This window comes from Snodgrassella alvi (assembly GCF_002777745.1).
In the GTDB taxonomy this organism is placed as follows: Bacteria; Pseudomonadota; Gammaproteobacteria; order Burkholderiales; family Neisseriaceae; genus Snodgrassella; species Snodgrassella alvi_D.
Map to the genome: position 1 here is coordinate 70619 of NZ_MEIO01000055.1, position 26272 is coordinate 96890.

The 26272-nt window shown below is 46.1% G+C and carries 24 protein-coding genes; 15 read left to right on the top strand and 9 right to left on the bottom strand.

All coding sequences use genetic code 11. The features are described from left to right. Positions 1–120: 120 nt before the first annotated feature. From pntB to queA, 6 genes are all read right to left on the bottom strand, one after another. Positions 121–1500: a Re/Si-specific NAD(P)(+) transhydrogenase subunit beta gene (gene pntB, locus BHC51_RS08670; protein ID WP_100099646.1), complete on the bottom strand. Its 1380-nt coding sequence runs from the start codon at positions 1498–1500 to the stop codon at positions 121–123. A 12-nt stretch (positions 1501–1512) separates the two neighbouring features. After that, positions 1513–3051 (bottom strand): Re/Si-specific NAD(P)(+) transhydrogenase subunit alpha, encoded by a 1539-nt coding sequence (locus tag BHC51_RS08675; protein ID WP_100099645.1) that lies wholly within the window; start codon positions 3049–3051, stop codon positions 1513–1515. 312 nt (positions 3052–3363) lie between these two features. Next, complete coding sequence (locus tag BHC51_RS08680; protein WP_100123613.1) at positions 3364–4299, bottom strand: siderophore ABC transporter substrate-binding protein; 936 nt, start codon at positions 4297–4299, stop codon at positions 3364–3366. 142 nt (positions 4300–4441) lie between these two features. Further along, a complete protein-coding gene (gene sugE / locus BHC51_RS08685) occupies positions 4442–4759 on the bottom strand; it encodes a quaternary ammonium compound efflux SMR transporter SugE (protein WP_100099643.1) in 318 nt (105 codons plus the stop codon). A 229-nt stretch (positions 4760–4988) separates the two neighbouring features. Further along, positions 4989–5381, bottom strand: a complete 393-nt coding sequence (gene gloA / locus BHC51_RS08690; protein ID WP_100099642.1) for a lactoylglutathione lyase — start codon at positions 5379–5381, stop codon at positions 4989–4991. Between the two features lie 11 nt (positions 5382–5392). Beyond that, positions 5393–6433 (bottom strand): tRNA preQ1(34) S-adenosylmethionine ribosyltransferase-isomerase QueA, encoded by a 1041-nt coding sequence (gene queA, locus BHC51_RS08695; protein ID WP_100099641.1) that lies wholly within the window; start codon positions 6431–6433, stop codon positions 5393–5395. A gap of 766 nt (positions 6434–7199) precedes the next feature. On the opposite strand from queA, the gene aroQ reads away from it, so the two are divergent. The 9 genes from aroQ to ppk1 all read left to right on the top strand — a co-directional run bounded on the left by aroQ (position 7200) and on the right by ppk1 (position 15917). Continuing rightward, positions 7200–7658, top strand: coding sequence for a type II 3-dehydroquinate dehydratase (gene aroQ / locus BHC51_RS08700; RefSeq protein ID WP_100099640.1), 459 nt, complete (start codon positions 7200–7202; stop codon positions 7656–7658). Between the two features lie 41 nt (positions 7659–7699). Continuing rightward, a complete protein-coding gene (gene accB / locus BHC51_RS08705; RefSeq protein ID WP_100099639.1) occupies positions 7700–8158 on the top strand; it encodes an acetyl-CoA carboxylase biotin carboxyl carrier protein in 459 nt (152 codons plus the stop codon). Positions 8159–8204: 46 nt separating this feature from the next. Continuing rightward, complete coding sequence (gene accC, locus BHC51_RS08710) at positions 8205–9563, top strand: acetyl-CoA carboxylase biotin carboxylase subunit (protein ID WP_100099638.1); 1359 nt, start codon at positions 8205–8207, stop codon at positions 9561–9563. A 91-nt stretch (positions 9564–9654) separates the two neighbouring features. Further along, positions 9655–10551: a 50S ribosomal protein L11 methyltransferase gene (gene prmA, locus BHC51_RS08715; RefSeq protein ID WP_100099680.1), complete on the top strand. Its 897-nt coding sequence runs from the start codon at positions 9655–9657 to the stop codon at positions 10549–10551. A gap of 123 nt (positions 10552–10674) precedes the next feature. Beyond that, positions 10675–11475, top strand: coding sequence for a hypothetical protein (locus BHC51_RS08720; protein WP_143558142.1), 801 nt, complete (start codon positions 10675–10677; stop codon positions 11473–11475). Continuing rightward, positions 11472–12809 carry an amino-acid N-acetyltransferase gene (gene argA / locus BHC51_RS08725; RefSeq protein WP_100123611.1) on the top strand — a complete coding sequence of 446 codons (1338 nt, stop codon included), beginning with the start codon at positions 11472–11474 and terminating at the stop codon, positions 12807–12809. The genes BHC51_RS08720 and argA overlap by 4 nt, the downstream gene beginning before the upstream one ends. Positions 12810–12872: 63 nt before the next feature. Further along, positions 12873–13145: an oxidative damage protection protein gene (locus BHC51_RS08730; RefSeq protein WP_100099635.1), complete on the top strand. Its 273-nt coding sequence runs from the start codon at positions 12873–12875 to the stop codon at positions 13143–13145. A gap of 71 nt (positions 13146–13216) precedes the next feature. Further along, complete coding sequence (locus tag BHC51_RS08735) at positions 13217–13768, top strand: serine acetyltransferase (protein ID WP_100099634.1); 552 nt, start codon at positions 13217–13219, stop codon at positions 13766–13768. Between the two features lie 85 nt (positions 13769–13853). Then, complete coding sequence (gene ppk1 / locus BHC51_RS08740; RefSeq protein ID WP_100099633.1) at positions 13854–15917, top strand: polyphosphate kinase 1; 2064 nt, start codon at positions 13854–13856, stop codon at positions 15915–15917. A 139-nt stretch (positions 15918–16056) separates the two neighbouring features. Here ppk1 and dut read toward each other — a convergent pair whose 3' ends face one another. Both dut and coaBC read right to left on the bottom strand, forming a co-directional pair. After that, the gene (gene dut / locus BHC51_RS08745; protein WP_100153913.1) at positions 16057–16518 is read right to left on the bottom strand and encodes a dUTP diphosphatase; all 462 of its coding nucleotides are present in this window, start codon (positions 16516–16518) and stop codon (positions 16057–16059) included. A gap of 74 nt (positions 16519–16592) precedes the next feature. Next, the gene (coaBC, locus tag BHC51_RS08750; RefSeq protein WP_100153816.1) at positions 16593–17780 is read right to left on the bottom strand and encodes a bifunctional phosphopantothenoylcysteine decarboxylase/phosphopantothenate--cysteine ligase CoaBC; all 1188 of its coding nucleotides are present in this window, start codon (positions 17778–17780) and stop codon (positions 16593–16595) included. Positions 17781–18337: 557 nt separating this feature from the next. Between coaBC and BHC51_RS08755 the strand changes: the two genes are divergently transcribed. From BHC51_RS08755 to BHC51_RS08775, 5 genes are all read left to right on the top strand, one after another. After that, positions 18338–19471: an ABC transporter ATP-binding protein gene (locus BHC51_RS08755; protein WP_180296473.1), complete on the top strand. Its 1134-nt coding sequence runs from the start codon at positions 18338–18340 to the stop codon at positions 19469–19471. A gap of 19 nt (positions 19472–19490) precedes the next feature. Then, positions 19491–20459 (top strand): ABC transporter permease subunit, encoded by a 969-nt coding sequence (locus BHC51_RS08760; protein ID WP_100136328.1) that lies wholly within the window; start codon positions 19491–19493, stop codon positions 20457–20459. Further along, on the top strand, positions 20452–21333 hold the full coding sequence (locus BHC51_RS08765) for an ABC transporter permease subunit (protein WP_100136329.1): 882 nt from the start codon (positions 20452–20454) through the stop codon (positions 21331–21333). Before BHC51_RS08760 ends, BHC51_RS08765 begins: the two co-directional genes overlap by 8 nt. Positions 21334–21410: 77 nt before the next feature. After that, positions 21411–22724 (top strand): NAD(P)/FAD-dependent oxidoreductase, encoded by a 1314-nt coding sequence (locus BHC51_RS08770; RefSeq protein WP_100153817.1) that lies wholly within the window; start codon positions 21411–21413, stop codon positions 22722–22724. A gap of 67 nt (positions 22725–22791) precedes the next feature. Continuing rightward, positions 22792–23574, top strand: coding sequence for a hypothetical protein (locus BHC51_RS08775; protein WP_100153818.1), 783 nt, complete (start codon positions 22792–22794; stop codon positions 23572–23574). Positions 23575–23696: 122 nt separating this feature from the next. Here BHC51_RS08775 and fnr read toward each other — a convergent pair whose 3' ends face one another. Beyond that, positions 23697–24437, bottom strand: coding sequence for a fumarate/nitrate reduction transcriptional regulator Fnr (fnr, locus tag BHC51_RS08780; RefSeq protein ID WP_100153819.1), 741 nt, complete (start codon positions 24435–24437; stop codon positions 23697–23699). 267 nt (positions 24438–24704) lie between these two features. Here fnr and hemN point away from each other — a divergent pair, with 267 nt between their 5' ends. Next, a complete protein-coding gene (hemN, locus tag BHC51_RS08785) occupies positions 24705–26093 on the top strand; it encodes an oxygen-independent coproporphyrinogen III oxidase (protein ID WP_100136332.1) in 1389 nt (462 codons plus the stop codon). The last annotated feature ends 179 nt before the right edge of the window (positions 26094–26272 follow it).

Genomic DNA, 26272 nt, shown 5'->3' on the forward strand with positions numbered 1-26272 from the left:
TTCTTATGTGCAAACGCTTTAAAGCTATTACGGTGCAGTACAACACAGTAGCTGAGGTTGATTATTTCAGCAATAAAAAACAGTCTGGATGCCTTCCAGACTGTTTTTTTTAACTATCACTTAAATATTTTTATCTACTTCGTCCAATGTGGTTTTGGCATCACCAAAACACATCTTGACATTTTCTTCATAGAAAAGCGGATTATCCACACCCGCATAGCCAGATTGCATGGAGCGCTTAAATACAATCACATTTTTGGCTTCCCATACATGCAGTACAGGCATACCGGCAATAGGGCTATTCGGATCAGTAACTGCTGCCGGATTAACCGTATCATTGGCACCAATCACCAGCACTACATCAGTATCACTGAAATCATCATTGATTTCGTCCATTTCCAGCACTACATCATAAGGTACTTTGGCTTCCGCCAGCAGTACATTCATATGCCCAGGCAGACGACCCGCTACCGGATGAATGCCAAAACGCACATTCACACCTTGCTGACGCAATTTGGCAGTAATGCTGGCTACAGCATTCTGAGCGTGTGCCACCGCCATACCATAGCCGGGAGTGATGATAACACTATGTGCATTTTTCAGTGCTTCAGCTACCTGTTCCGGTCTGATTTCCTGCACTTCACCGGCAGGAGTATTGTCGCTACTGGTAGCTATAGGTGCGGAACCAAAACCGCCACCGATTACAGCCAGAAATTTGCGGTTCATCGCCTGACACATGATATACGAAAGTATGGCACCGGAAGAACCCACCAGTGCACCGGTAACAATCAGTAAATCATTGTCGAGCATAAAACCGGCAGCGGCAGCAGCCCAGCCTGAATAGGAGTTGAGCATGGAAATTACTACTGGCATATCCGCCCCGCCAATTGAGGCGACCAGATGATAACCAAAGGCCAGTGCAATCAGGGTCATCATAATCAGGGCAAAGCCGGAACCGTCCGCACCCACAAACCACAGCATCAGCAGGAAAGACAATACGAGTGCAGCCAGATTAAGCAGATGGCGATGTGGCAGTTGCAACGGTTTACTGGCAATTTTGCCATTCAGTTTCCCCCATGCCACCAGAGAACCGCTAAATGTTACTGCACCGATAAATACACCCAGAAAAACTTCAATCAGATGAATGGTGAACATATCCGAATCTACATCGTGCGGGTCGATGTAGCTATTAAAGCCTACCAGTACAGCAGCCAGCCCAACAAAGCTGTGCAGCATGGCTATCAGCTCCGGCATCTGGGTCATCTCTACTTTTTTAGCCTGTTGCAAGCCAACTGCGCCGCCAATCACCATGGCAATAATCACCCAGCCCAGCCCGTGCGCATCCTGACTAAAAATGGTAGCAATCAGTGCGATAGCCATGCCAGCTATCCCCATATAGCAGCCACGTCTGGCACTTTCCTGCTGCGACAGTCCGGCCAGACTCAGAATAAACAATACGGCAGCAACAATGTAGGCGGCAGTTACGATACCTTGAGACATCCTGTTTCTCCCTTACTTACGAAACATATTGAGCATCCGGCGGGTAACAGCAAAGCCGCCGAAGATATTGATACTGACAATCGCCACTGCAATAAAGGCCAGCAACGACACAAAACCATGTCCCTGCCCGATTTGCAGCAGTGCACCCAGCACAATAATGCCGGAAATGGCATTGGTTACCGACATTAATGGTGTATGCAGGGCATGGTTAACATTCCATACCACAAAGTAGCCTACTACGCAGGACAGTACAAACACCATAAAGTGATTGAGAAATGCCACCGGAGCCACGGCACCAACCCATAACAACAGAATAACTGCAATTGCCGCCCAGATAATTTTTTTCTTTGTTGTATCTGGCTGTATTGTCGGCGTGGTGGCGGCAGACGCTACGGCTTTTGGTGCCACTTTTGGCGCAGCAGATACCTGAATAGGCGGTGGCGGATACATGCTGTTGCCTTCATGGGTAACAGTCATGTTACGAATAATCACATCCTCAAAGTTTAGAGCCAATTCACCATCTTTATTAGGTGTGAGCAGGCGCGCCAGATTCACCAGATTAGTGCCATAAAGCTGTGAGGACTGGCCGGCCAGCCGGTTGGCCATATCGGTATAGCCGATTATTTTTACTCCGTTGGCAGTAGTGATGATTTTACCCGGCTCTGTATATTCGCAATTACCACCAGTAGCAGCAGCTAGGTCAACAATTACTGAACCTTCGCGCATACTGTCTACCATTTCGCGGGTAATTAATTTTGGTGCAGGTTTACCCGGAATCGCGGCTGTAGTAATGATGATATCAACCTGTTTTGCCTGCTCGGCAAACAATTTCATTTCAGCTTCTATATAGGCGGCACTCATGGTTTTGGCATAGCCATCACCACTGCTGCTTTCCTCTTCCTGATAGTCTAAATGCAGGAAATTACCACCCATGGATTCAATCTGATCGGCTACTTCCGGTCGGGTATCAAAAGCATTGACTATGGCACCAAGCTGACGCGCAGTACCAATGGCAGCCAAACCAGCCACCCCAGCACCGATTACCAGCACTTCAGCTGGCGGAACTTTGCCGGCAGCTGTAATCTGACCAGTAAAAAAACGGCCGAAATTTTCCGCAGCTTCGATAACGGCGCGATAGCCGCTAATATTGGCCATCGAAGACAAGGCGTCCATCGCCTGTGCGCGCGAAATGCGCGGAACCATATCCATAGCCAACACAGTTATCTTTTTTTCCTGTAACTGTTCAAGCAGTTTGGGCTGTTGTGCCGGCATAATAAAGCTGACCAGAATCGTCCCTTCATTCATGGCTGTGATTTCATCTGCATTAGGGGCATTTACCTTGAATATCAGCGGGCACTGCCAGACAGTGGAGGCATCAGCCACAGTTGCACCAGCTTCTTGATACAACCCGTCAGATAGACTGGCTGCTTTACCGGCATCATGCTCAATAATAACTTCATGCCCCAATTTAATCAGCTGGGTAACGGTTTTCGGCGTAGCCGCTACTCTGGTTTCACCGGCAAGAGATTCGCGTGGGATACCTATCTTCATTTTTATTCCTTTCCGAGGAAGGTGCCGTAAAAATAATTTTTTGACAGTAAGTGATATGCCATCAAGCCACTGGCTGGCGAGATTAGCAATATTCTATGATTTCTTTACAACCGTTATAGTATCGAAAACATGGCAATAAAGCCGCAATAATGGCGTTATTTCTGCCTGATTTAAAAAACTTAACAATAACATCAAATTGGCATAGACAAAAGTCATTAATATCCGCTCCAGGACATACGGAAAAGCACCAGATAAAAAAAACCAGCCATCAAAATTAATGACTGGTTATTGCTTAACAAAATGTAATGTTAATTAACTTTTTTTCAATGATTTCACAACTTCATCAATCTGCCGGTTCAGGCTTTCCAGTCCATTACCAGACAGATACCATAAGTCGGCACTGAGATAGACTATTTTTGTACCGGCACGCTTCAATACTTTGTCATCAAAATAATCATTGCGTATCGGCGTATTTCCGATGGCTTTGCTGCGGTCAACAACATAAACAATATCTGGATGGTATTGGTTGATAAACTGGCTATCCACCATTACAGGGGCAGGCCTGCCATTATCACCGATAACAGGTGTGGGCAGTGCATCCGCGGCCACAGCACGTTTAATTTTCAGTTCATCGAAAATCAGTGCCGGATAGGTGCCCTGATTCATCAGCATGACATGGCCGTCATTATGCAACACCACGATGGCTTTCTGGCCTGAATGTTGTGCCAGCTCGCGGGCCGCACTCATTTTCAGATCTAATGCTTTCACTTGCTGTTGCACCTGCGCTTCCTTGCCGGCAATTTTACCCAGCAGACGGATTTGCTTTTTCACATCCTCATAATAATGCCCATCTGCGGCATTAACTGAATAATTCAGGGTAGGAGCAATGGTACTTAAATCTTTATAGAAAGCATTCTGGCGTCCGCTCATAATAATCAGGTCTGGTTTGAGTGCCTGAATAGCGGCTATATCCGGCTCTTTCATCTGGCCTGCATTCTGTACCTGATCATTATGATATTGTTGCAGGTACGCAGGAATATTGCTTACAGGTGCCGCTTTCACCCGATTGCCGACACCCAGTGCGTCCAGCGTATCTAGTGCACCAAAATCCATCACCACAATTTTTTGTGGTGCCGCTGGCATCTTAATTTCTTCACCGGCCTGAGTAACATGCACCGGTGCACTTTGACAGGCACTCAATCCCAGAGCCAGCGCTGATAAAACAGCCATTGTTAAGATTTTTTTCATAACAAATTACCTTTTTATATTAAATAATGATAATTATTATTATTTAATATAAAAAGGTAAAAGTCTAGCCTGCTAATTGCTATTAATGGATATAACAAAAGATTTTAAGCAGACACTGCACGCAGCCGAATACTGTGATGCTTTAGTGAGCACCAAATTTCAGGCCAATAATACCAATGATAATCAGTCCCAGACTAATCAAGCGCATGGCACCGGCCGGCTCTCTGAACACGATAATGCCCACAATTGTTGCACCCACCGCGCCAATCCCAGTCCATACCGCATAGGCTGTTCCTACTGGCAAGGAGCGCATCGACTGTGCCAGTAACAGAAAGCTGCCTATTAAAGCTGCCAAAGTAATAATGCTGGGAATAAATTTAGTGAAATTCTGTGAATATTTAAGACCAATGGCCCAAACTACTTCCAGTAATCCGGCCAGAAATAATGACAGCCAAGCCATAATTGTTCCTGTACAGGCTAATGCAGGCCGTCCTGCATAAGAATTTACCGGCTAGGCCGTCCCAGACCGGATGCATAAGCATGTGAAACCACATCATAGTAGGCAGACAAAGCCAGCGTCAAGCATGGAAATACCATGGCTATACAGAAACAGATGGCAACACTGCCATCTGTCGGAATATCAGCATTTATGGCAACGTTTTAGCCTAAAACACAGCCGGCGCAATTAATTATGCAGATTTCTTTTTCTGAATGAATTCAATTTTATAACCATCCGGATCTTCCACAAACGCGATTACTGTTGTGCCATGCTGCATAGGTCCGGCCTCTCGTGTTACTCGGCAGCCCTTAGCCCGCACAGCATCACAGGCAGCATAAGCATCATCAACTTCAATGGCAATATGGCCGTAGCCGGTACCCAATTCATAGGCATGAGTATCCCAGTTATAGGTTAATTCCAGCACAGTGCTATCAGATTCTTCACCATAGCCGACAAAGGCCAAAGTAAAACGGCCACCGGGAAAATCTTCGCGCCGCAACAGTTTCATACCCAGTACATCCTGATAAAACGCCAGTGATTTATCCAGATCGCCTACGCGTAGCATAGTATGTAACATTCTCATGGTCTGTTCCTTTATTTTGTTTTTACTTGCGCCAGATTACCTAGCAGCATGGCATCGCCATAACTAAAAAAACGGTATTGTGCTGCAATGGCATGCTGGTAAATGGCACGGATTTCATCATAACCACTAAAGGCGCTCACCAGCATCAATAAAGTTGATTTAGGCAAGTGAAAATTGGTAATCATGCGATCGATGACCTTAAACTGGTATCCGGGTGTAATAAATATATTAGTATCCCCTTGTCCAGCCTGCAATTTTCCACTGCGTGCCGCTGATTCCAGTGCACGTACTGCTGTGGTACCCACCGCCCAAACTTTATTACCGCGTGCATGAGCAGCTTCAATTTCTGCGACTACCACTTCACTTACGTCATACCATTCACTGTGCATGTGGTGTTCGGCAATATTCTCTACCCGTACTGGCTGAAAAGTACCAGCACCCACATGCAGGGTTACCTCAGCCAGATGCACGCCTTTAGTTTGCAACTGTTGCAAAATGGTATCAGTAAAATGCAAACCGGCAGTAGGTGCAGCCACCGCACCTTCATGTTTGGCATACACCGTCTGATAACGTTCATCATCGTCATCATCAGCCGAACGGGTAATGTATGGCGGCAAAGGCAGATGGCCGTGAATAGCCAGCAATTCCCAGACCGTCTGGCTACCAGCAAAATGCAGCACAAACAGTTCACCCTGACGAGCTTGCATCTGTGCATGCAAGCCACCTTCAAAAATCAGTTCTGTGCCCGGTTTGGGGGATTTGGATGAACGCACATGCGCCAGAGCAGTATGTGCATCCAGCACGCGCTCAATCAACGCTTCAATCTGACCACCACTGGCCTTGTGACCGAACAGGCGTGCTTTCATTACACGGGTATTGTTAAACACCAGCACGTCACCTGCTTCAACATAGTCGGCCAACTGTGCAAATTTGCTATCTACCAACTGTTGCCCGGGCAAAGATACCAGCAAACGACTACTACCACGTTCTGCCGGCGGATGCTGTGCAATCAGTTCTGGCGGCAAATCAAAATCAAAATCATTAATATGCATGTACGAGTGCCTGAAAAAGGCAAAAGACATATTATATGCCTGCTGGTGCAAGCTGCGAAGCAGCAGTATATAAAAGACCGCTGGACAGAGATCAATTATCAGATTTATTGAGAATCAATGTTATCTTAAATTTTATAATTAATTTAGTTACAATAACTAAATGCAATATTAAATCAGAACTTTATTTTATCTACCCTTGTTTTTATTCTTTTAAGTAAACTGTTGTTTTAAATCATCTGTGAAAAATACCTGCAAATAATCAATTATGCTGTCAATAAAATATTTTGATGTTGCTATATTGTTGCGGAACAAATACTGCCAGTGCCTGTGACTAATATTACTGTTTTTTCCAGATGTTTGATTTGCATTGCAATACACAACATTTATTTTTTAATTTTTCTAAATATCAATACGGCCAGTCAACAAGCTGATACTTTTTGATTTAGCTAGTGTGTTTTTACGGAATCAGCCTCAAATTGCTAAATATTATTTAATTGATTTTAGTTAAGATGAAACTTCAAGCTTTATTTGGCACGAAGATAAAATATGTGCACATTTATTAAACCATAAAAACGTTGAATGTTTATAACCTAAAGAATTATGTGTATCCACGTGGCAGTGATAGTGGTAAGCACGCAAAATAAGGCTGCCAGAGTACTCTAGTACAGAAAGACGCTATTTACAAAGTGAAATAAATACGAAAATACTGGACATCTGCACGCATTTTCGGCAAAAATGACGCAATTTTGCTATAACCAACCAATCTATGAGTGCCTCTATTCTGGTTTTACACGGCCCCAATCTTAATCTTTTGGGTGTACGTGAGCCGCATATATATGGTCACACCACACTGGCAGACATCAATCAGAAACTGCTGGGACAGGCACAGGCAGCCGGTATGACACTAGAAACACTGCAAAGCAATGCTGAACATATTCTGACCGAACGCATTCAGGCGGCTTTAACTGATGATACTCAGTTTATTATCATTAATCCGGGCGCATTTACCCATACCAGTGTGGCCATTCGCGACGCTTTTGCTGCCGCAGGCAAACCATTTATAGAGGTGCATATTTCCAATGTACATGCCCGCGAAGCTTTCCGGCGCCATTCCTATCTGTCCGATATTGCTATGGGAGTAATCTGTGGTCTGGGCATATATGGTTATGAAGCGGCATTACATCGGGCAATTGAATACATTCAAGAGACCAGCCGCCAACACTAATACCTATTGCGGCTAAGTCCTATCACACAGGGGTTCATAATATGGATTTACGTAAACTGAAAAAACTTATTGATTTGGTAGAAGAGTCGGGTATTGCCGAAATCGAGGTTACCGAAGGAGAGGAAAAGGTACGCATTACCCGCACTACTGCTGCAACCCAGCCAATATATGCAGCACCGATGCAGCAGCAACAGCCTGCTGTTGTGACTGCACCGGCAGCGGCCGCAGAACCTGCGGCAGCACCGGCAGCGGCTGGCCCCGACCTGAGCAAAGCAGTAAAATCACCGATGGTCGGAACATTTTACCGGGCAGCCAGCCCTAATTCCGCACCATTTGTTGAAGTGGGTCAGACGGTTAATGCCGGTGATACCTTGTGTATCATTGAGGCTATGAAACTGATGAATGAAATCGAAGCTGACCACAGTGGTGTGGTGAAAGAAATTCTTATATCCAATGGGCAGCCTGTTGAGTTCGGTGAACCGCTGTTTATTATTGAGTAATCCTCAGTATCAGTAATATTTCCCGTTTCTTACAAGGTATTGCCTTATGCTAAAAAAAGTTCTTATTGCCAATCGTGGCGAAATTGCGCTGCGCATTTTGCGCGCCTGCCATGAAATGGGCATTGCAACCGTAGCTGTGCATTCTGAAGCCGACAGTGATGCCTTACATGTGAAGCTGGCAGATGAATCTGTGTGTATTGGCCCGGCTAGTTCTGCTCAGAGTTATCTGAATATTCCTGCTCTGATCTCCGCAGCTGAAGTAACCGACGCTGATGCCATTCACCCAGGCTATGGTTTTCTGGCTGAAAATGATGGTTTTGCTGAACAGGTGGAACAGTCTGGTTTTGTATTTATCGGCCCGCGCCCAGAAACCATCCGCCAGATGGGGGACAAGGTTTCTGCCAAAAAGGCCATGCAGGCTGCGGGTGTACCCTGTGTACCCGGTTCAGACGGCGCATTGCCGGAAGACCCGCATGAAATTGAAAAAATCGGTGCACAAGTTGGTTATCCGGTGATTATCAAAGCTTCCGGCGGTGGTGGTGGCCGCGGTATGCGTGTAGTAGAAAAGGCGGAAGATTTGCTGGCGGCGGTAGAAATGACCCGCACAGAAGCTGGTGCAGCTTTTGGCAATCCGGCTGTCTATATGGAACGCTATCTGCAAAAACCGCGTCATGTTGAAATCCAGATACTGTGTGATGAACATGGTAATGCCATCTATCTGGGTGAGCGTGACTGCTCTATGCAGCGGCGTCATCAAAAAGTGGTTGAGGAAGCTCCGGCACCATTTATCACACCTGAAGAGCGTGAACGTATCGGTACTGCCTGTGTGGCCGCTTGTAAGCGGATTGGCTATCGTGGTGCGGGTACATTTGAATTTTTGTATGAAGACGGCGAATTTTTCTTCATTGAAATGAATACCCGTGTACAGGTTGAGCATACCATCACTGAACTGATTACCGGTGTGGATATCGTGCAGGAACAGATCCGTGTTGCCTCAGGTCTGCCATTGTCCTATACACAAGATGATATCCGCTTGCAGGGACATGCTTTCGAGTGCCGGATTAATGCTGAAGACCCATACACCTTTGTACCCAGCCCCGGTCTGATTACCAGTTGCCACCAGCCCGGTGGAAACGGTGTGCGTATTGATAGCCACATTTATCAAGGATACACAGTACCGCCTTACTACGACAGTATGATTGGTAAAGTCTGTACCCACGGTCGTAATCGCGAAGAAGCCATTGCCAAAATGCGAGTAGCACTGCGGGAACTGGCTATTACTGGCATTAAAACCAATATCAACCTGCATCGTGACATTTTTGCTGATCCGGGCTTTATTCATGGTGGTGAAAGCATTCATTACCTTGAACAATGGTTACAAAAACACAAAGAAGACAAAAAATAATTTACAATACGCATACATTGCGCTTTTGTTTACAGGCAGCCGCAGTGGCTGCCTGAAGTTTTATAAAACATCCACATACGGTAAAAAAGCCATGCACTACCAACAAGTTGTTATCACAGTTACACAGGATCAGGTTGATAAACTCTCTGATGCACTGATTGAAAACGGCGCATTAAGTACCGCTATTGAAGACGCCAATGCCGGTAATGATAATGAGCAGCCAATTTTTGGCGAGCCGGATATGCCTACCGAGCAGGTGTGGCAACAAAGCAATATCGTGGCTCTTTTCGATGAGAATGCCGATATTGAAGCCATTGTATCTGCTGCTGCACGGGATTGCGCTATTGATATGCCGCATTATTATCTGGAAACCATTCCTGAACAGGACTGGGTACGATTGACGCAATCACAGTTTGATCCGATTCAGATTTCTTCTCGCTTGTGGATTACACCGTCGTGGCACAATCAGCCAACCGAGCCGGACATCATTAATCTACAATTAGATCCTGGGCTGGCGTTTGGTACGGGTAGCCATCCTACTACCCATTTATGCCTGCAATGGCTGGATAAACATGTGCATGGTGGCGAAACCCTACTTGATTATGGTTGTGGCTCAGGCATTTTAGCAATCGCAGCGCTGAAACTGGGTGCAGGCCGCGCTTGTGGTGTAGACATCGATCCGCAAGCCATACGCGCCAGTCAGGATAACGCACTACAGAATCAGGTAGATGCTGAGTTTTTTCTGCCAGACGAATTACCTGCTGAACAGCAATTCGATATTGTTATTGCCAATATTCTGGCTAATCCGCTGCGTCTGCTGGCCCAAATGCTTGCTGAACGTACCCGCACCGGTGGTGAAATTGTTCTGTCAGGAATTCTGGCTGAACAGACAGAAGAACTGAGTGAAATTTATCGCCAGTGGTTTGATTTGAATCCACCCAAAACACTGGATGGCTGGGTATGTATTAGTGGTCGGAAAAGAGCATAATCATCTGGCGCTGCCAATTTCTGGCAGCACTGATAAAACACACTAACGCAATCTACCAGCTATCCACTTTTGACACTATTAAATTTCCTCCTTCTTTAACTATTTTGGTTTGCTAAAATAATCATGTCTAAAACAATTACTGTTATTTGTCCTAAATGTCATGCAGAAAATACCGTAACGACACCACCATGCAATGGAGGACGGGTTGTGTGTCGTCAGTGTCAGCACGGATTTACCGTTGTATCGAAAATCCGCGCTAATAAAAACGCTACTCCGCAGGCTGCGGCCAGCAGAAATGGTATTTCTGCTTCTGACCAGCAGGTACCGAGTGCCGACGAAGTTATGGATATGCTGACCAGCGTACTGAATCAGACCAACAACTCAAAACGCACGCAGACACAAATCTATACCAGTGCACCCACACCAAAAAATACCGCATCTATCGACAAACGGCCAAATCTGAATACCCTGTTAAATCAGGTGGCCAACAAAGTTGAAATGCGCCTGCCTACAGTAGCTGAGCCGGAACCTGAACATTTATCAACGCCGCAGCCACAACTAGCCAGCAGTGAACTGCTGCTCAACCGTGCTGCTGCACAAAATCAAGTAAAAGAAAAACCAGCCACTACCAATATACCGGTACATGTACCTGAGGAAAACACTACCAATATTTCCATGAATAGTAATGTGAATAACTTGAATAATCTTGTTTTTACCTTATTGCCTAATGACAACCCAAATCAGGCAGATGTACCATTACTGCTCAATGATGCCATCGAAAAAACTGATGCCATCCATGCCAAAACAGAATTCCTGCACCATCAGCAGGACAAATTATCCAAAGAATTTAACTGGACTCTGGCGACAATTGTTGCGTTAACGGTACTGATGATGCAATTATTTTATTTAATGGCAGTAAGATGAACTTCCCTGTAGGTAATCAAGAATTTTTTCACAAAAACCAGTTTATTCACGATTTTCGTCAGGCTTCCCCTTATATTCACCATCTTAATGGCAAGACTCTGGTATTGGCCATCAGTAGCCATGTTCTGGTAAGCGACAAACTGGCGGCACTGGCTGCCGATATACTTTTACTCACCAGTCTTGGCATGCGACTGGTCATCATTCATGGTTGCAGCCAGTTTATCCAGGCCATTGCCGGGCGCAACACCGCCATCAGCATTGATGAAAATCCTATTACTGATGAAAATGCTCTTGAACTGGTTAAACAGGCCAGTGGAATAGCACGCTTCAATCTGGAAGCAACGTTATCTATGATACCAACACAGGTAATGGAACACAGCGCACCCAATGTACGTATCGCTGGAGGCAATTTTCTGCGTGCCAAACCACTGGGTGTGATTAATGGTATTGATATGGGTTACAGTGGCTGTGTACGTAAAGTAGATGCAGCGGCCATTGAAGAACGTCTGGCACATAATCAGCTGGTATTAATCAGCCCGATAGGCCACTCACTCAGTGGCCAATCCTACCGCTTACAGGTGAATGAAGTTGCTCAGGCCGTGGCCGAAGCGATCAGAGCGGAAAAACTGATTTTTCTGGGCACACAGCACGGCTTGTTGGATGAGAAGCAGCAAACCATCAGTGAACTGAACTGTATCGAAATCCGTCAGCTTCTGGCCAGAAACATTACTGATAAACGTCAAACTGAATTGTTACAAACGGCGGCGCGTGTACTCGAACATGGTGTACAGCGCGTACACGTTGTTTCCGGCTTGCAAGACGGTAGCCTGCTACAGGAATTATTTACTCGCGAAGGCAGTGGCACCGCCATGGCCAAGGCCCCGTTCATGCGCATCCGTCGGGCTGAGAATAAGGATATTGGCGAAATTCTGCAACTGATTGCCCCATTGGAGGCGGCCGGTATATTACTACCGCGCGACAGTGAATACATGGAAAACCATATACATGAATTTTCCGTACTGGAACAGGATTGCTATGTCTACGGTTGTGTAGCTCTGCATGTTTATCCCAAGGATAACGCTGGTGAGCTGGCCTGTCTGATTGTTTCCCCGAACGCGCGGGCACGCGGCTACGGAGAGTTATTGCTGGCACATGTCATCAAACAGGCACAACAGCTACAGCTACAGACACTGTTTGCACTGAGCACCCACACCGGCGATTGGTTTGTCGAACGTGGCTTTACCAGTGCCACACTGGAGCAATTACCGCCAAAACGGCAGCAGCAATACACCAGCAATAAACGCCAATCGAAAATATTTTGCCGCCAACTTTGAACGCAACCAGTAAAAAATCTTTTACAATCTACCCTTTTCCCTGATTGCCATAAAGGAAGTCACATGAGTCATATGGTGCATTGCGTCAAACTGGGCAAAGAAGCACCCGGATTGAAATTTCCGCCATTTCCCAATGAACTGGGTAAGCGCATTTACGATAACGTATCTCAGGAAGCTTGGGACGGCTGGTTACGTTATCAGACCATGATTATTAATGAAAACCGTCTCAGTTTGGCTGATCCGCGTGCCCGCCAGTATGTTATCCAACAAATGGAAAATTATTTCTTCGGAGAAGGAGCCGACCAAATCAGCGGCTATACTCCGCCACAGGAATAAAACCCAATAGCTGTTCGACTGTATGCAGATGAACAGCTATTTTATTTGCCCAATACTTTGTTACAGCTTTTATGGTTATACAGCTTATTAAAAGTGATTTATTTCGTTACAGTGGCCGTACTGACTGGCGTACATTCATACGCCACTATTTTTATAACCGGGGCTTTCGCTTTTCCTGCTGGCTCAGACTGGCTTCCGCACCGGGAATATGGCGTAAGCTAGCCTATCCAATGTATGTGTGGCAAAAACGCCGTAGCGGAATCATTATCTCTCCGCATACTCCCATTGGCTACGGGCTATATATCGGTCATGGCGGGCCGTTGATTATTAACAGCAGTGCCCGGCTGGGTAATAATGTCAATCTTTCACCCTATACAGTAATTGGTGCCAACAATGGATCGGCTGCCGTTATTGGTGACAATGTCTATATCGGCCCTAACTGTAATTTAGTTGAAAACGTCTGCATTGGTGACAATGCCACCATTGGCGCAGGCAGTGTTGTAACCAAAGATATTCCGGTTAATGCAACTGCTGCTGGCAATTACGCTAAAGTGTTGAATTATCAAAACCCAGGCCAGTTTATTCACAATCGCTGGCCGCCAGCAAACACTCATAACGCTTGACCTGTGTGTAAAACAATGCCAATGTTAATAACTTAACACCAAACAGACACGCCCTTACCCATAATGACAGTCAGAGGTATGTCCCATGTCCGAAATTCAGCCACACCTACTTTGCCGTGAACTTAGCCTACTGGCATTCAATCGTCGTGTACTGGCACAGGTACAGGATACACAGGTGCCCCTGCTCGAACGTTTACGTTTTCTATGTATTGTTTCTTCCAATCTGGATGAATTTTTTGAAGTACGGATGGCATGGCTGCGACGTACCCGTCAGCTCTCACCTCATATTCCGTTGGCCAATGGCGAACTGCCGGATACCGTTATCGCCCATGTAACCAAACAAGCACATGCCATTATTGCCGAACAATACCGTCTGTTTAACAACGAGCTGATTCCAGCTTTGCGCAGTGAAGGCATATCGTTTTATGCGCGCAGTGCATGGAGCGAGGCACAACGCCAATGGGTGGCTGATTATTTCCAGCATGAGTTGTTACCTATTCTTACACCTATCGGACTGGATCCATCTCACCCCTTTCCGCGTTTACTCAATAAATCACTGAATTTTGCGGTAGAGCTAGAGGGCAAAGATGCTTTCGGCCGAACCGGAGGCATGGCCATTGTACAGGCACCGCGTATTCTGCCACGGGTATTGAAGATGCCTAAAGAATTATGCAATGGACACGATGGTTTCGTATTTCTGTCTTCAATTCTGCATGCTCACGTCCATACTCTATTCACAGGTATGAGTGTCAAGGGCTGCTACCAGTTCCGCATTACCCGCGACAGCGATTTAAGCGTTGACGAAGAGGATTTGGAAAACCTGCGTACCGCCATTGCCGGTGAGTTACAAGGACGTCAATATGGAGACGGAGTGCGTTTAGAAGTAGCAGACAACTGTCCGGCACGTGTTTACGACTTCCTCCTCAGTCATTTCCATCTGGGACGTGATGAGCTATATCGGGTGAACGGACCGGTAAATCTAGTACGCCTGATGGCCGTACCGGATATGGTTGAACGCAATGATTTAAAATTTCCGCCATTTATTCCCGGAACGCCAGCCGTACTCAATAAAAATCGCGACCTATTCAGTATCATCAGCCAACGCGATATTCTGCTCTATCACCCCTATCAGTCTTTTGAACCAACAGTGCGTCTGATTCAGGAAGCAGCAGACGACCCTCAGGTCATTGCTATCAAAATGACTATCTACCGCACCGGTAGTAATTCTGATCTGGTGAAGGCACTGATGAAAGCAGCAGTGACCGGTAAACAGGTTACGGTTGTGGTTGAACTGATGGCACGTTTCGATGAAGAAACTAATCTGAACTGGGCCAGTCAGCTAGAAGCTGCCGGCGCTCACGTGGTATATGGTGTATTCGGCTACAAGGTTCATGCCAAAATGGCGCTGATTGTGCGCCGCGAAGACGGCAAACTGAAACGCTATGCGCATGTTAGCACTGGCAACTATCATCAGGGTACCAGCCGCATCTATACCGACCTTGGACTAATGACCTGTAACCCCGACATCAGTGTTGATGTCAACACTGTATTTATGGAAATTACCGGGCTGGGGCAGCCCAATCATCTGAATAAAATAGCTCAGAGCCCGTTTACATTGCACAAAATGCTACTCGACAGTATTGACGGAGAGATCGAACAGGCAAAAGCCGGTAAAACAGCACGTATTATTGCCAAAATGAACGCTCTGGTTGAACCCTCTATAATTAATGCCCTGTATGCAGCCAGCCAAGCCGGTGTACAAATCGAGCTGATTGTACGCGGTATGTGCGTGCTGCGCCCGGGTGTTAAAGACTTATCGGAAAATATTCGTGTTCGCTCCATTGTCGGCCGTCTGCTGGAACATGCACGCGTTTTTTATTTCGAAAACGGTGGTGACACTAAAGTATGGATATCCAGCGCCGACTGGATGGGGCGCAATCTATTTCGCCGTGTAGAAATTTGCACACCAATTGAAACGCCCGAGCTAAAACAACGTATAATCAAAGAAACTCTAATGCTCGCCTTGGCTGATAATCAATGCGCATGGCTGATGCAGCCTGATGGCCGATATCAGCGTATTAAAGCAGCAGAAAATGAATCTGTAACCAATATGCAGAATATGCTGATTGAGCGCTATCGCCAACAATAATGCGATACCAACCATCACTCTATGCGGCCGGTCAGAATGCTAAAGTAAATTTGTAATAAGCAGTTTAGCCAGTGCCATGGCAAAAAAAGCAAGGTTATCCATCTGGATACCTTGCTTTTCGTTTATTCAATACAAAAACTTACTGATGACCAGTACTACCGAAGCCCCCTTCTCCACGGTTACTTTGCGCAAACTCATCTACAATAGTAAAAGCCGCCTGCATCACCGGCACAATAATCATCTGCGCAATCCGTGCCAATGGTTCAATTACATATGCTTCCTGACTGCGATTCCACAACGATACTTTTAATTCACCCTGATAATCCGAATCAATCAGCCCTACCAGATTGCCCAGCACAATACCGTGCTTATGTCCCAGACCGGAACGTGGCAATATTAAAGCTGCGTAGCCAGGGTCTGCCAGATATACTGCCAACCCAGTTGGCAGCAGAAAGCTTTCCCTCGGCTGTAAAGTAACAGGTGCTTCAATACAGGCACGTAAATCCAGACCAGCCGAACCAATAGTTGCATATTGTGGTAACTGTTCCGCCATTAACGGATTCAATACCTTAATTTGTACAGATAACTCAGAAACACTCATAAACCAGTCTTTATATAATTTACAATTAAAAAATATCAGGACAATAAGCCCCAAATACACAAATACAGCCTTAATTACTGCTGCGCAAGCAATTGTGCCAGCCGAGCAACAATAGCAGTGGCCGTATCATCTTTACTCATCTGCGGCAAGATAGTTTCCTGCTCGTCATCAAGCAGTATCACCTGATTAGTAGCTTTACCCATTGCCTGACTCACATCATTGGCTACCAGTAACGGCACACCTTTTTTCTTTCGTTTGGCACGCGCATACTCCAGCACATGCTCACTTTCAGCAGCAAAACCCACACAGAACGGCGCATTAGGCTGGCTGGCTACGGTTGCCAGAATATCGGCATTCTCAGTAAGTTCTATCGTCGGTACAGTTTGCCCAGCCAATTTTTTCAGCTTTTGTTCACTGCGATTTTTAACCTTGTAGTCAGCTACCGCAGCTACCGATATAAACACATCCTGTTCGGGTATTAAACGCTGCACTGCTGCCAGCATCGCATCTGCGCTGACGGCCTGTTCAGTATAAGCCAGCCCGGGTGCCAGCATCGTCTGTATCTGACCGTACACCAGAGACACATTTGCTCCGGCAGCACGACATGCCCGTGCCAGCGCCATTCCCATTTGCCCGCTGGAAATGTTGGTAATTCCACGTACCGGATCAATGGCTTCAAAAGTGGCTCCGGTAGTAATCAACACCCTTTTTCCCGCCAGTACAGATGGTACCCAGACATCGCATAATAAATCAGCTAGCTCTGCCGCTTCCAGCATACGCCCGCTGCCAACTTCGCCACAGGCCTGCTCTCCAACTGCTGGCCCCAATATCTTTATCTGATCCTGCTGTAATAACGCCAGATTGCGCTGATTAGCCGGATTATTCCACATTTGCACATTCATCGCGGGTGCAACAGCCAGCGGACAGCTACGCGCGGCTACCAGCGTTGTTAACAGATTATCTGCCATACCATGAGCTATTTTTGCCAGCGTATTGGCTGAAGCAGGCGCAATCAGCATCACATCTGCCTGACGGCTTAAATTAATATGTGCCATACCATTACCGCCAGACCCATCATGCGTATCCAGCAACACAGGTTCTCCACTCAGCGCCTGAAAGGTAGTCGGGCTCACAAAATCAGCAGCGGCCCGCGTCATTACCACATTTACCTGATATCCTGACTTTTTTAGTAGCCGCACCAGCTCACAGCTTTTATATGCAGCAATACCACCACAAATACCCAGCAATACCTTTTTTTTCATTACCTATACCATCTATATAGCTACTAGGATAGCCAAAATCAGCCTGCAGCAGATAATCATATCCAACCCATATCACCAACACAGTAAAATGATGCAAACTATTTGATTAAATAGAAATTTTTTTGCATAATCAATCAGTATTGCATTAGTGAACAGACACAATGCAGACAAGTAACACAGTTCAGTTATCAGACAAAGCCAGACCGGCAAGTCAGCCCTGAACGAATATAACAGACAATTATTACATGGTACACTAAGCAATACTCAGTTTGCCAGACAGACTACAGCCTAAAAAACCGCACCTTAGTCTGCTCCTAACAAAAATTAATTCAAGTTAGAAAGCACACATAAACATATGATTATATGAATATTTATAGATAAAGAGGAGAATTTAAATGTATTAACACTTAAATTTCATTGCCCCACGCAAAATGCTTGCATACAATGCCCCCCCTAAAGCAGGAGCAGAATCGTTTTTGCACCGTTCTTTATACATTACAGTAAACATCCATATGCCGAGCATTGGCTGGAACGATTTTTCTGGAGTAACCCTTATCATGAGCGAAAACGCAACCACCAAGCCAAGCGCCGATCCCGCCGCACACTATCTACAGATCAAAGACATCGTCAAAACCTATGGTGACAACTACGCCGTTGATCATGTCAATCTTACTATTAAAAAAAATGAAATCTTCGCCTTGCTTGGCAGCTCCGGTAGCGGAAAATCCACCCTGCTGCGTATGCTGGCTGGTATGGAAACGCCCACTCAGGGGCAAATTATTCTGGATGGTGAAGACATCACCAAACTGCAACCTTACGACCGTCCTATCAATATGATGTTTCAAAGTTATGCCCTGTTTCCACACATGAGCGTTGAACAGAACATCGCTTTCGGCCTGAAACAGGACAAACTACCTAAAGGTGAGATCAGCGCTCGGGTAGAAGAAATGCTGCGTCTGGTACAAATGAGTAAATACGCCAAACGTAAACCTCATCAGCTTTCCGGCGGGCAGCAGCAGCGTGTCGCACTTGCGCGCAGTCTGGCCAAACGTCCTAAACTACTGCTACTGGACGAACCATTGGGTGCACTGGACAAAAAACTGCGGCAACAAACCCAGCTCGAACTGGTTAATACACTGGAAAAAGTAGGCGCCACCTGCATCATGGTCACCCATGATCAGGAAGAAGCCATGACCATGGCCTCGCGCATTGCCATCATGTCTGACGGACAATTGCAACAAGTAGGTACACCTTCTGACATTTACGACTACCCGAACAGCCGTTTCACAGCTGAATTTATGGGTGAAACCAATATTCTGGCCGGCAAAGTTACTGAAGATGGATCCGACCATACCATTATTCAGTGTCCTGATCTGCAACAGATGGTTTATCTTGGTCATGGCATCAGCGGACCGGAAGACCAGAACATCTGGCTGTCCATTCGTCCTGAAGACATCAACATCTATCGCGAACAACCACAGCAAGAATACAACTGGTCAGCAGGCATCGTGAAAGAAATTGCCTATCTGGGTAGCTTTGGTATTTTTCATATTCAACTCCCTTCAGGCAAAATCATTAAAAGTCAGGTTTTATCCTCCTACTGGGAACAATCCAACATTCCCATGCCTACCTGGGAAGAAAAAGTTTACATCAGCTGGCCGGACAATCAGGCCAGCCCCCTGACACATTAACAGCCGTGGGAGCTTAAACATGAACTGGTTTAACCGCCTCAAAGGTTTGCGCCCCACTCAGGGGCTGGTAGTTGGCATTCCCTACATCTGGCTACTGGTACTGTTTCTGGTACCGTTTTTTATCGTACTTAAAATTAGCTTTGCCGAGCAGGATATCGCTATTCCACCCTATACCCCGCTGTATCATATTGATGGCGATCTGGGACGGGTTAACATACTGGTTAGCTATCAGAATTATGCAGATATCTTCAACGATTTCTGGCAATCGCTCAGGCAAATGCTTATCGGTAATCGTGGCGACAATATTTACCTATTGACTTACTGGCTGTCGATTAAAACCGCTTTTACCACAACACTTATCTGCCTTCTGGCAGGCTATCCGATAGCCTACGCCATTGCCCGGGCACCAGAAAAAATCCGTAATGGCTTGCTGCTCACAATTATGCTGCCTTTCTGGACTTCATTTCTGTTGCGTGTATATGCGTGGATGAGCCTGCTCGGCCATAACGGCATCATTAACACCTATCTGTTGAAATGGGGGCTTATCGACCAGCCACTGGATATGTTCTACAACTCATTCTCTCTGAATCTGGTAATGGTATACGCCTATCTGCCCTTTATGATTCTGCCTCTATACACTCAGTTGGTGAAGCTGGATAACCGCCTGCTGGAAGCAGCAGCAGATCTTGGTGCCGGTCCGATTAAGACTTTTATTTCCATTACCTTACCCCTGTCCAAGGCAGGTATTATTTCTGGTTCAATGCTGGTATTCATCCCGGCAGTAGGCGAATTTGTGATTCCAGAGCTGGTAGGCGGACCAGAAAATCTGATGATTGGTAAAATATTATGGCAGGCATTTTTCGACCAAAATAACTGGCCACTGGCTTCAGCTGTAGCCGTAATCATGGTGCTGTTACTGGTGATTCCAATTACCTTGTTCCATCGCTACGAAACCCGGGAAATCGAAGAAGGAGCCGACCATGCATAAAAATAAATCATCCTGGTTTCTCAGAGGCATGCTGATTCTGGGACTGGCCTTTCTATACATGCCACTGGTCATTCTGGTTATTTACTCGTTTAATAGCTCGCGTCTGGTTACTGTCTGGGGAGGCTTTTCAACCCAATGGTATGGCAAGCTGCTACAGAACGAACAGATACTGGATGCAGCATGGTTATCCGTGCGCATTGCCTTGTGTTCAGCCGCAGCAGCCGTTATTCTTGGAACATTGGCAGGCTATGCATTAGCACGTATCAAGCGCTTTCGCGGCAATACTCTGTTTGCCGGCATGGTGTCTGCACCAATGGTTATGCCAGATATCATCACTGGCCTGTCCATGCTACTGCTGATTATTCAGGTGCAAATGCTGCTGCAAAACAGCGCTTTCAGCTTCCTGTATTTTGAACGGGGCTTCTTTACCATCTGGCTGGGGCACACCACCCTATGCATGGCCTACGTGACTGTTATTATCCGCTCACGCCTGTCCGAGCTGAATCAGTCGCTGGAAGAAGCAGCCAAAGACCTTGGCGCACGGCCATTAAAGGTATTTTTTCTGATTACTCTGCCTTCTATTGCACCGGCCATTGCCTCCGGCTTCCTGTTATCCATCACCCTGTCACTGGACGATTTGGTGATTACCTCGTTCCTGTCCGGCCCGGGTTCTTCCACCCTGCCCATGATTATTTTTTCCAAAATCAAACTGGGGTTAGATCCGCAAATGAATGTACTGGCCACCATCATCATCGCACTAGTGGGTACTTTGGCTATTGGCATCAACTACTGCATGATGCGGCAGAACACCAGACGTGAACGAGAAATGGCAGAAGCCTACCGCCAAAGCCAGTTACTCGAGGCAAATAAATAAAATTTTTACCACGGCAGTTATCTGATTTCCGATAACTGCCAATTTTTTATCCTTTTGTCCAGATTCTCACAGCACCCATGTCTACACCATTTCCACATACTGAACCCGTTCACAGCTATTATACTGCCAGCCGTAATGAGCACACCGACTACCCTCGCTTACAGGGCTCCGTAGAAGTCGAAACATGTATTATCGGTGGTGGCCTGAGTGGTATCGGCACAGCATTGCCACTGGCACAGCAACAGCGCAGCGTGGCGCTTATCGAAGCAGCACAGATTGGTTACGGCGCGTCTGGCCGCAACGGTGGCCAGGTAATTTATGGCTATGCTGCCGAAATGAGCAGCATAGCCAGCATGATTGGCCTGAAAAATGCCCAAACCCTATGGCAGTGGAGCCGCGAAGCCGTTGCTCTAGTAGAGCAACAGATTCAAACCTACCAGATAGCCTGTGACTGGCAGCGCGGCTATGCTCATGTTGCCATCCGGCCACGGCATCTGCATGCCCTAACAGAATGGGTGAAAGAAGCTGCCATACATTATCATTTTCACGATTATCAGATATGGAATCAAAACCAACTGCAACAACAGCTGGCAAGTGAACGCTATATAGGCGCAATTTTTGACCAACAGGCAGGTCATCTGCATCCACTCAACTACACGCTGGGGCTGGCTCGCGCAGCAGTCGAAGCTGGCGCATTATTATTCGAGCACTCACCCATGCTCACCTTAGAACCATGGCAACATGGCTACCGAATTACCACCCCGAACGGCCATATTACAGCCAAAAATCTTGTCATTGCCGTTAATACCTTTACCCGCAGTCTGCAACATGCACCTATTCGGCCATTGGCAGCCAAAATTCTGCCGGTAGGCACTTATATGATTGCAACAGCACCACTAGGCGAGCGTGCTCAACGCCTTATACCAAATAACATGGCCGTATGTGATACCCGCTTTGTGCTCGACTATTACCGTCTTAGTGCAGACAAGCGTCTGTTGTTTGGAGGCAAGGTTAACTATTCCGGTCGCGAGCCCAGTCAGCAGCAGTTAATTCAAGGCATGCGTCGAGATATGTTAAAAGTTTTTCCGCAACTGGCAGATGTACATATTGACTATGCCTGGGGCGGTCAGGTTGACATCAGCATGAACCGCATTCCCCATTTCGGTCGCCTTAATCCACAGCTATACTTTTTACAGGGATTTTCTGGACATGGCGTAGCTGCTACCGGACTGGGCGGACAGATTATTGCCGAAGCCATCAGCGGTGATGACAGTCGCCTGCGCCTGTTTGAGAAAATAACCCATCACAATTTTCCGGGAGGCAAGCTTTTGCGCCTGCCTGCACAATGGCTTGGCGTAGGCTATTACCGTCTAAAAGATTTATTACCTTAAATTTAAGAGCAATAAACTCAACTATAGTACAATCAATATTCTGTTTTGAATTTTAACAACAAGCTACATGACTGTTTCCGATTCCACAGCCTTTTATCAACATGCCTTACAACAATGCCTGCTTATACAAACTGACCTGATGCAAAGCCATACATTAGCAAATGGAGAAAGAGTATGGGTACGTAAGGCTGGCGCGCGCAACAGCGCTTGGCGTTATCATCTATTAAAACTAGCTCAGCAAATCAGTGGCATTCACATGCTTCAGCCTGTACCCAATCTGGGTGGTATTCCTTCCCTGCAAACAGAAGCAGCCCGTCTGCATGCGCTATCCATAGCAGGCGTTCAGGTACCGATCATTCTGGCACAACAGCCAAATGCACTGATGATTAGCCATATTGGTGAACACAATCTGGAAAAAGAATGGAAACAGCACCAATACCAGCCAGAAATTCTGCTACAACGCTGGCAGCTTGGTCTTAATGCTATCGAAGATGTACACAAACGCAAGCAGTACCTCAGTGAAACTTTTGCCCGCAACATGATTTACGTCAATCAAAACAGCATAGGCTTTATTGATTTTGAGGATGACCCACTGTCAGTGATGCCTTTACCAGCATGTCATGCCCGCGACTGGCTGTGTTACCTGCACTCAGGCGCACGCCTGATGCAAGATTATAGCGTAGCCAGTCAGGCCAAAGCCTTGTGGGACAATATGATGCATAATCAGCCCCATGAAGTTCATACCATCGTAGCCAACAGTTTGCGTAAAATCCGCTGGATGCGCTATTTAACCGCCGGATTTTATGGCAAAGACACTCTCAAATTGGCAGCTATGGCCAATTATGCCTGATATAGCCGAATAATAACACGTTAATAATGATACGGTTATATACAAGTACAGCTAAGCAATTAGCGAAAACAAAAGGCTGTAGCACAATTGTTCTACAGCCTTACTTCAGATCCGGACAAAATTTAACTCGCCGCCTTCTGGCAATGCATCACCATTTCCTGCAACATCCATGGTTGAAGTAACTGTATGTGCTTGTGTTCCACCTTAATCCAGCCCTCATGCTGAAATTTGGACAGAGTACGGCTTACTGTTTCGAGTTTCAGCCCCAGATAGCTGCCAATTTCCTCACGTGACATACGCAGAATAAAATCATTGGCCGCGAAACCACGGAAGCTCAGACGATGAGACAGATTAACCAGAAAGGCCGCCAGACGTTCTTCAGCACGCATATTCCCCAACATCAGCATTAGCTCCTGTGTACGCAGGATTTCCTGACTCATCAGACGATAAAAATGGGTTTGTAATGAAGGTAGCAGATTACCAGCATCCTCCAGATTATTAAACGGCAGCTCACATACCTCGCTGTCTTCCAGAGCCACTGCATCACAGCCATGAATATTATTACAAATACCATCCAACCCGAGCAGCTCGCCAGACATGAAAAATCCTGTCACCTGATCGCGCCCGTCCTGACTATTTACCATCGTTTTGAAAAAACCGGTACGCACCGCAAATATTGCACCAAAAGGTTCACCGGCTCGGAACAGATATTCACCCTTTTTCAGGCGACGACTCTGACGAATAATCGCGCCCAGCTCAGTTAATTCTCGTTCCTTCAGCATTACCGGCATACAAAGAATATGTAAAGAACATTTCTCACACAATTTCTGTACTACTTCACCCTGTTTATGCAATCTAATCATAATATATTTAATTAATTACCTGTTACACTTTGCCAAAGAACAACATATAACAAACATATTGATACAAATCAAATTTTCTCTAGACAACCATACCCATTATTGACAAAGTGAATTGAATTTTCTATCAGACCCTGCTATTAATACAAAATAGGCTTATTATATAGTCACTGTTTTACTTTACTGCTGCATGTGCTTATTCTACCATAAATAGTTATCACTCCCATCTATTTTCCCAAGACATTCAACAAGAATAATCATTATTACCCAATGAACACACCACGCATCAACATAGAATTTGACCGCAGTCTTATTGCTTCCTTACCTACTTCAGGCCCACGCTATACATCCTATCCTACTGCGGATCGCTTTAATTCCGCTTTTACAGCTTCACAGTTACAGACTACCCTACAGCGGCATATCAGCAACCAGCAGCCCGTATCCTTGTATGTACACATACCCTTCTGTAATACCATCTGCTATTACTGCGGCTGTAATAAAATCATTACCAAAGATACCAGCCGTGCGGATCGCTATATCCAGTATCTGGATAAAGAGCTGGCACTTCTGGCTCAAAACTGGCAGGGCAAGCCTCTGCTGGCACAACTGCATTTCGGTGGCGGCACACCTACCTTTCTTAACGACGACCAGCTAAGCCACATCTTTGCCAGCATCAGCCGCTACTTTACCCTGACCAGTCAGGGCGAATACTCCATTGAAATCGACCCGCGCAAAGTTACCGCCAGCACAGTTGCTCATCTGGGCAAGCTCGGCTTTAACCGCATGAGTATCGGCATTCAGGATTTCAACCCTACCGTACAGCAAGCAGTCAACCGCATTCAAAGTGAAGCTGAAACCCGTGCCGTGATTGAAGCAGCACGCCATAATGGTTTTCAATCAGTCAGCGTTGATTTAATCTATGGCCTGCCACACCAGACAGAAGCTTCCATGCGCTGCACCTTGGATCATGTATTGGAATTGCAGCCAGACCGTATTGCCATGTATCACTATGCACATTTGCCGCATCTGTTCAAACCTCAGCGGCGGATCGATACAGCAGCGGTACCAGACAGCAGTGTCAAACTGGATATCCTCCAAAATACCGTACACTACCTGTTACAGCAGGGCTATATCTTTATTGGCATGGATCACTTTGCCAAACCACATGACGAGCTGGCTATTGCCCTGTCAGAAGGGCGTCTGCAACGCAATTTTCAGGGTTATTCAACCCATGCCGACTGCGATTTAATTGCCATTGGTGTATCCAGCATCGGCAAAATAGCCAATATCTACAGCCAGAATGAAAAAGAATTAACAGCCTATTATCAGGCACTGGATGAAAACCGCCTGCCGGTTATGCGTGGCTACCAGCTCAACACAGATGATTTACTGCGCCGACAGGTGATACAAGACCTAATGTGTCGCTTCCAGCTCAGCTATCACGACTATAGCACAGCAATGCAACAGCCTTTTCAAACCTATTTCGCGGCTGAACAGGCCGACTTACAACAACTGGCACAGCTTGGCCTACTCCACCTTACCGACCAACAATTACAGGTTACTCCGAAAGGACGTCTACTGATTCGCAATATCGCTATGGTATTTGATCATTACTTGCGTCAGAAACGCACTGCTGCCCAGTATTCACGCACACTATAACAATTAAATGACAGAGTCAAACAGCCACAGATACTATTGCAAAGTAATAAATGGTATAACCAGTCATTATATTAGTATATTTCTTCACCTATAATATCAATAATTTGAAACTAAACCAGTTCCCATAATAAACCTCGCAGTTTATTGAACTGGTTTTAATTTATCTTTAAGCAGCGCCT